The sequence below is a fragment of the Cupriavidus sp. HPC(L) genome (genome assembly GCF_000307735.3).
In the GTDB taxonomy this organism is placed as follows: Bacteria; Pseudomonadota; Gammaproteobacteria; order Burkholderiales; family Burkholderiaceae; genus Cupriavidus.
Map to the genome: position 1 here is coordinate 1 of NZ_AMPR02000188.1, position 5,897 is coordinate 5,897.

The 5,897-nt window shown below is 68.9% G+C and carries 6 protein-coding genes; 4 read left to right on the forward strand and 2 right to left on the reverse strand.

Annotated features, from left to right (window positions below):
- Positions 1–659: ATP-binding cassette domain-containing protein (locus B551_RS12235; RefSeq protein WP_043439193.1), on the forward strand; the 659-nt coding region annotated here is incomplete at its 5' end.
- Positions 660–776: 117 nt separating this feature from the next.
- Here B551_RS12235 and B551_RS12240 read toward each other — a convergent pair.
- Positions 777–1,079, reverse strand: coding sequence for a zf-TFIIB domain-containing protein (locus B551_RS12240; RefSeq protein ID WP_006579928.1), 303 nt, complete (start codon positions 1,077–1,079; stop codon positions 777–779).
- 216 nt (positions 1,080–1,295) lie between these two features.
- On the opposite strand from B551_RS12240, the gene B551_RS12245 reads away from it, so the two are divergent.
- On the forward strand, positions 1,296–2,108 hold the full coding sequence (locus B551_RS12245; RefSeq protein ID WP_006579929.1) for an aminotransferase class IV family protein: 813 nt from the start codon (positions 1,296–1,298) through the stop codon (positions 2,106–2,108).
- Between the two features lie 45 nt (positions 2,109–2,153).
- Here the strand turns inward: B551_RS12245 and B551_RS12250 are convergent, their stop codons facing one another.
- A complete protein-coding gene (locus tag B551_RS12250; RefSeq protein WP_043439197.1) occupies positions 2,154–3,098 on the reverse strand; it encodes a tripartite tricarboxylate transporter substrate binding protein in 945 nt (314 codons plus the stop codon).
- A gap of 502 nt (positions 3,099–3,600) precedes the next feature.
- Here B551_RS12250 and B551_RS12255 point away from each other — a divergent pair.
- Together B551_RS12255 and B551_RS12260 are read left to right on the forward strand one after the other, a co-directional pair.
- Positions 3,601–4,752, forward strand: coding sequence for an acyl-CoA dehydrogenase family protein (locus tag B551_RS12255; protein WP_006579931.1), 1,152 nt, complete (start codon positions 3,601–3,603; stop codon positions 4,750–4,752).
- Positions 4,749–5,897, forward strand: a 1,149-nt coding sequence (locus B551_RS12260; RefSeq protein ID WP_023264184.1) for an acyl-CoA dehydrogenase family protein, incomplete at its 3' end; no start/stop codon positions are given. The genes B551_RS12255 and B551_RS12260, both read left to right, overlap by 4 nt.

Here is a 5,897-nt window from a genome sequence, read left to right on the forward strand (position 1 = left end):
CGCTGATCGCCGCCGAGCCCGCGGCGTGGCCGCGGCGGCCGCTGCCCGATATCGGCGGCGAGGTGTTGCGCGCCAGAGGCCTGAGCAAGCGTTTTGGCGACCATCTGCTGTTCGACGGCCTCGACCTGGCGCTGCACGCGGGCGAGCGCGTGGCCGTCACCGGACCCAGCGGCAGCGGCAAATCGACCTTGGGCAATGTGCTGCTCGGTCTCGCCCGGGCCGATCGCGGCAGCGTGCGCCGCGCCGACGGCATTGCGCGGGTTCGTTTCCAGAAGCTCTATCAGGACCCGGCCGGCGCCTTCGCGCCGCATGTCTCGCTGGGCCGCGCGCTGCAGGACCTGATCGCGCTGCACCGGCTCGAACGCGCGCCGCTGCGGCCGTGGATGGAGCGGCTCGGCTTGTCGGCCGATCTGCTCGAACGGCTGCCGGGCGCGGTATCCGGCGGCGAACTGCAGCGCTTCGCCTTGCTGCGCGCGCTGCTGCTGCGGCCGGCCTTCCTGTTCGCCGACGAGCCGACCTCGCGGCTCGACCCGGTGACACAGCGCAATACCATCGACCTGATCGTCGAGGCGGCGGAACAATCGGACTGCGCGCTGATGCTGGTCACGCACGATCCGGATCTTGCCGCCAACGTGGCGGCCCGCACGCTGGCGTTCTGATGAACATGGCGCCGGCTGATGTCGTTCCCGCGAAAGCGGGAATCCAGCGTCCTTGAAAGACACTGGGTCCCCGCCTTCGCGGGGACGACCGGCATGGTCAGCAGGGATGGCCGAGCGTCAATCGAAGATCTCGTGCCAGATGCTCTTCTTGCGATAGTGCTTCTGCTCGCGATAGCGGTCGTCGTCGCGATAGCCGCGCTCGTAGCCGCGGTCATAGCCGCGCGGATCGGCCGGGCGTTGCGGCGCAGCGGCCGGGGCCGCCTGGGCGACCGGCGCCTGTTCGGCGGACGCGCGTTCCAGGATCTTGTCGAGCTCGCCGCGATCGAGCCACACGCCGCGGCATTTCGGGCAGTAGTCGATCTCGACGCCCTGGCGTTCGGCCATCACCAGCGTGGTCTCGGTACACACGGGACATTGCATCGCAGCTCTCCTTGATTGCGTGTTCAACGGCTGTCAGACCGTCGGCGGCCGGCTTGGTTCGGCACCGCGGATGCCGGCTTGCGCTTGATGCGCCACATCTGGTGGAACGGAATCTTCAAGTTGCACTTGTTGATGGGATCAAAACTTCTCGTTTCCATCAGGCCTGGCCGATCGGCGATAGTTGCGCCACTTGACGATCACATACAGGAGCGTGCCATGTCAGCCGAATCGAAGTTCCAGATCGCCTACCTCGACGGACAGCCCGCCTCGGCGGCGGACCTTGCCCCGATCGCCTTCGCCGGCTATGCCCACTTCACCGCGATGCAGGTCAGGGATGGCCGCATTCGTGGCCTGGACCTGCATCTGTCGCGGCTGCGCTCGGCATCGTCGGCGCTGTTCGGCACCGCGCTGCCGGATGAACAGGTGCGGCAGCAATTGCGGACCGCGTTGCAGGCGGGGCCCGGCGACCTCTCGTTGACGGCGACGGTGTACTCGCCCGAAGGCGAATTCACGGCGCGCGGCACTGGGACGCCCCGGTTGCTGATCCGGACCGGTCCGCCTTCGTCGGGCCCCAACGGTCCTCTGTCCCTGCAGACCGTCGAGCACGAGCGCGTCCTTCCCGCAATCAAGCACGTCGGCGAAATCGCCAAGACCTGGTACCTGCGCCAGGCCGTGGAACAAGGCTTCGACGATGCGGCCTTCGTTGACCGTCATGGGCGGCTCAGCGAGGCCAGCATCTGGAACCTGGCGTTCTGGGACGGGGAGACGGTGGTATGGCCGGTAGCGGAGATGTTGACCGGCACCACGATGGGCATCGTGCGGCGTCAGCTGGACCGGCTTGGCATTGCGCAGCGCTCGCGCGAGATCAGGCTTGCCGACGTGCCTTCGCTCGCGGGCGCCGTGGTGATGAACTCGTGGACGCCCGGCGTGCCGGTGCGGCGCGTCGGTTCGGTGCCCATCCCCGATGCGCCGGAGTTTGTCGCGCTGCTGCGGCGTGCCTATCAAGCGGAGCCCGCGGTGGCGCCGTGACGCGCTTCACCGCCTGCGCTCATTGCTTGGGCTCATTGCTTGGGCTCATTGCTTCGGAATCCCCGCCAGCGTGGCCGCCGCCGACCACCGCTTGATCTCGTCGAGCTGGAACTTGCGCAGCACGTCGGCGCCGCCGGCGAAGATCTGGCCATTGGTGCGGCCGATGAATTCGGCGGCCTCCTTGCTGTTGAAGATCTCGACCGCGGCCTGGCTCAGCTTGTCGACGATCGGCTTGGGCGTATTGGCGGGCGCGAACAGCGAGACCCAGTTGATCATGTAGTAGTCCTTCAAGCCCAGTTCCTGCAGCGTCGGCACATTGGGCTGCACGTCCAGCCGCTTGTCGCCGGTGACCGCCAGGATCCGCGTCTTGCCGGTCTGCGCCAGCGCCGCCGCGGCGGTGTAGTCCGACAGCGCGAAGTCCACCTGTCCACCGGCCAGGTCCGCGACGGCCGGCGCCGCGCCCTTGTACGGAATCGCCACGGCCTTGACGCCGGCCTGCTTCAGGAACAACTCGGTGGCGATCTGGTACGAGGCCGAGCCGGAGCCGTAGCTCAGCTTGCCGGGCCGTGCCTTGCCGTCGCGGATCAGGTCCTGCACCGTGCGATACGGTGAGCTCGCGGGCACCGACAGCACCATCGCGCCGTAATAGAGCCGCGCCACCGGCGCGAAGTCCTTGACCGGGTCGTAGGGCAGCGACTTGAACTGCACCGCGTTGGTGGCCATCGGCGAGTTGCTGGCGACGAACAATGTGTAGCCGTCGGGCTCCGCACGCGCCACCGCCTGCGCCGCGATGAAGCTGTTGGCGCCGGGCCGGTTCTCGACCACGAAGGGTTGGCCGAAGCGTGCCTCCAGCTTCTGCGCGAGGAAGCGCGCGGTGCTGTCCGAGCCAGTGCCCGGCGGGAACGACACCACGATCTTGACCGGCTTGCCCGGATAGCCGGCGGCATCGGCAGCCGCATTGCCGGCGACCGCTGGCGACGGCGACATCATCGCCAGCGCGATCGCCGATCCGGCGGCAAGCGAAGCCAGCCGCGCAACGTTGCCCATGTCCATCCACTGATAACGCATCGTTCTGTCTCCTTGCGGACGGTGTGAATCCCATCCTGTCGAACCAGGCCACAGGCTAAGCGCCCACCGGCGGCCGGGCAATTGTCGCGAGGGCATATCGCTTATGCGCATGCCGCATGACGCGCTCCCCTCTCCCGCGAGCGGTAGAGGGGGGAGAGGGCAAACGGCGGTCGTCATGTCGCCGGCGTCTGATAACCACCTCCTCTCCCCAACCCTCTCCCCCTGAGGGGGAGAGGGAGGACAGCTACCGCAGAGCCGGACGCCATGCGGCTCGAGCTGGACGCCATGCGGTTCTGCTGTCCCAACCCCAGACAACCGGATTTTTGTTATGCCGCCGCCGCGATGGGCGGCCGCCCTCGCCGTCGCTAAGCTGGCCGGCACATCGACTGTGGACGTACGCAGTGGACCAACGACAGGAGGGGGAGTGGACACAGCCAGCCAAATCGTGATTCGACCGGCGCAGCCCGATGGCGATCTCGCGCCATTGCCGGCGCAAGTACGCGCCTTTCTCGCCGAGACCGTCGGCGACCGCCCGCCGCAGAAGCGGGCGCAAAGCTGGTCCGGCTTCGACCCCGAATTCAGTCTCGCGCTCGGCGCCAAGGGCTGGATCGGCATGACATGGCCGAAGGCCTTCGGCGGACAGGAGCGCTCGATGCTGGAGCGCTATGTCGTGCTGGAGGAACTGTTGGCCGCAGGGGCGCCGGTGGGCGGCCATTGGGTCGCCGAGCGGCAGAGCGGTCCGCTGCTGATGCGCTATGCGGACCCCGAAGTCGCCCGCGAGATCGTGCCCCGCATCACGCGCGGCGAGCTGCGCTTCTGCATCGGCATGAGCGAGCCCGATTCGGGCTCGGACCTGGCGTCGATCCGCACGCGCGGCGATCGCGTCGACGGCGGCTGGGTCGTCAACGGCACCAAGCTGTGGACCTCGAACGCGCATCGCTCGCACTACATGATCGCGCTGGTGCGCACCGACCGCAGCGCCGACGACAAGCACAAGGGCCTGTCGCAGCTGCTGATCGACATGCGCTCCGAAGGACTGCAGGTGCGGCCGATCCGCAATCTGGCCGGCGAAGAACACTTCAACGAGGTGGTGTTCGACAACGTGTTCGTGCCCGACCGGATGGTGATCGGCGAGCCGGGGCAGGGCTGGGCCCAGGTCACCGCCGAGCTGACCTTCGAGCGCAGCGGTCCCGAGCGCTATCTGAGCAGCTACGCGCTGCTGGCCGAGATGGTCGACCACGCCGATGCCGACGACGCGCGGCACGCGGTCGAACTCGGCTATCTGGTGGCTGAACTCGGCAATCTGCGGCAGATGTCGCGCGGCATCGCGGCGATGCTTCATCGCGGCGAGAACCCGCAACTGGCGGCGGCCAACGTCAAGGACCTGGGCGCGCTGTTCGAGCAGCGCATCCCCGAGGTCGCGCACCAGCTGTTCGGCCATGAACTGCGCCCGGACGGCTCGCCCTTCGTCGCCACGCACTGCCACCTGACGCAAACCGTGCCCTCGTTCTCCCTGCGGGGCGGTACGCGCGAAATCCTGCGGGGAATCATTGCCAGAGGGCTGGGGGTCCGATGAACCAAAGGGAACAAAGCGAACAAAGCGAACGCGAACTGGCGCTTGAACTCGAGCTCGAGCAGATGCTGGCCGACAGCGCGCAACGGCTGTTCGACAACGAAGTCACCACCGCGCAGCTGGAAGCGGCCGAGCGCGGCGAATGGCAGTCGGCGCTGTGGCAAACGGTGGAGGACAGCGGCCTGACGCGGCTGTTCGCCGGCGAAGACGACGGCGGCGCCGCGGCCGGCTGGCAGCAGGGCCTGCCCGCGCTGCTGGCGGCGAGCCGCACGCTGGCGCCGATTCCGTTCATCGACACCGCGGTGTGCGGATGGGTGCTGGCGCAGCTGGGCATCGCGATGCCCGATGGGCCGATGGCATTGGCCGCGCACGTTGGCGATGCCGAAGCGGAGCGGCCGGTCGCACGCTCGAGCGCCGAAGGCTGGCGCCTCGACGGCACGGTGGACGTGCCGTGGGGCCGGCACGTGCGCCACGTCGTGGTGCGGGCGGTCGAACGCCAGCCGTTCGGGCGCGCGGTGTGGCTGCTGGCGCCGACCGCCGCGTGCCGCGTCGAAACGAGCGCCAACCTGGCCGGCGAGCCGCGTGACCGGCTGCGCTTCGACGACACGCTGTCGGCCGCCGCGGTGGTGGTGGAGAAGCCGGCCGACGAGGCGATGCTGGGCCCCGTCGCCGGGTCGTCGCAACCGTCGCAACCGTCGCCGCTCGGCGCGCTGATGCGCGCCATTCAGATCGCCGGCGTGCTCGAGCGCGTGCTGAACCAGACCGTGCAATACGCGACCGAGCGCATCCAGTTCGGCCGGCCGATCGCGAAGTTCCAGGCGATCCAGCAGCAGCTGGCGATGCTGGCCAACGAGGTGGTAGCCGCGCGTATGGCGGTGGCCAGCGCCTGCGCGGCGATGCGCGCGCCGGGCTGGGACAGCCAGGCGATGGTGGCGAAGGTGATCTGCGGCAACGCCGCCGGACGCGCGGCCGCGATCGCGCACCAGGTCCATGGCGCGATCGGATTCACGCACGAGCACTCGCTGCACTGGTCGACCCGCCGGCTATGGAGCTGGCGCGCCGAGTACGGCAGCGAGGCGCACTGGGCGCGCGAGATCGGCGCGCAGGCGATCCGCGCCGGCGGCGCCGCGCTGTGGCCGCGCGTCACC

Bases quoted from the DNA above. Each gene is read 5' to 3' on its own strand.
- B551_RS12250 (WP_043439197.1), bottom strand. From the start codon at position 3,098: ATGATGTCGCCGTCGCCAGCGGTCGCCGGCAATGCGGCTGCCGATGCC.
- B551_RS12240 (WP_006579928.1), bottom strand. From the start codon at position 1,079: ATGCAATGTCCCGTGTGTACCGAGACCACGCTGGTGATGGCCGAACGC.
- B551_RS12245 (WP_006579929.1), top strand. From the start codon at position 1,296: ATGTCAGCCGAATCGAAGTTCCAGATCGCCTACCTCGACGGACAGCCC.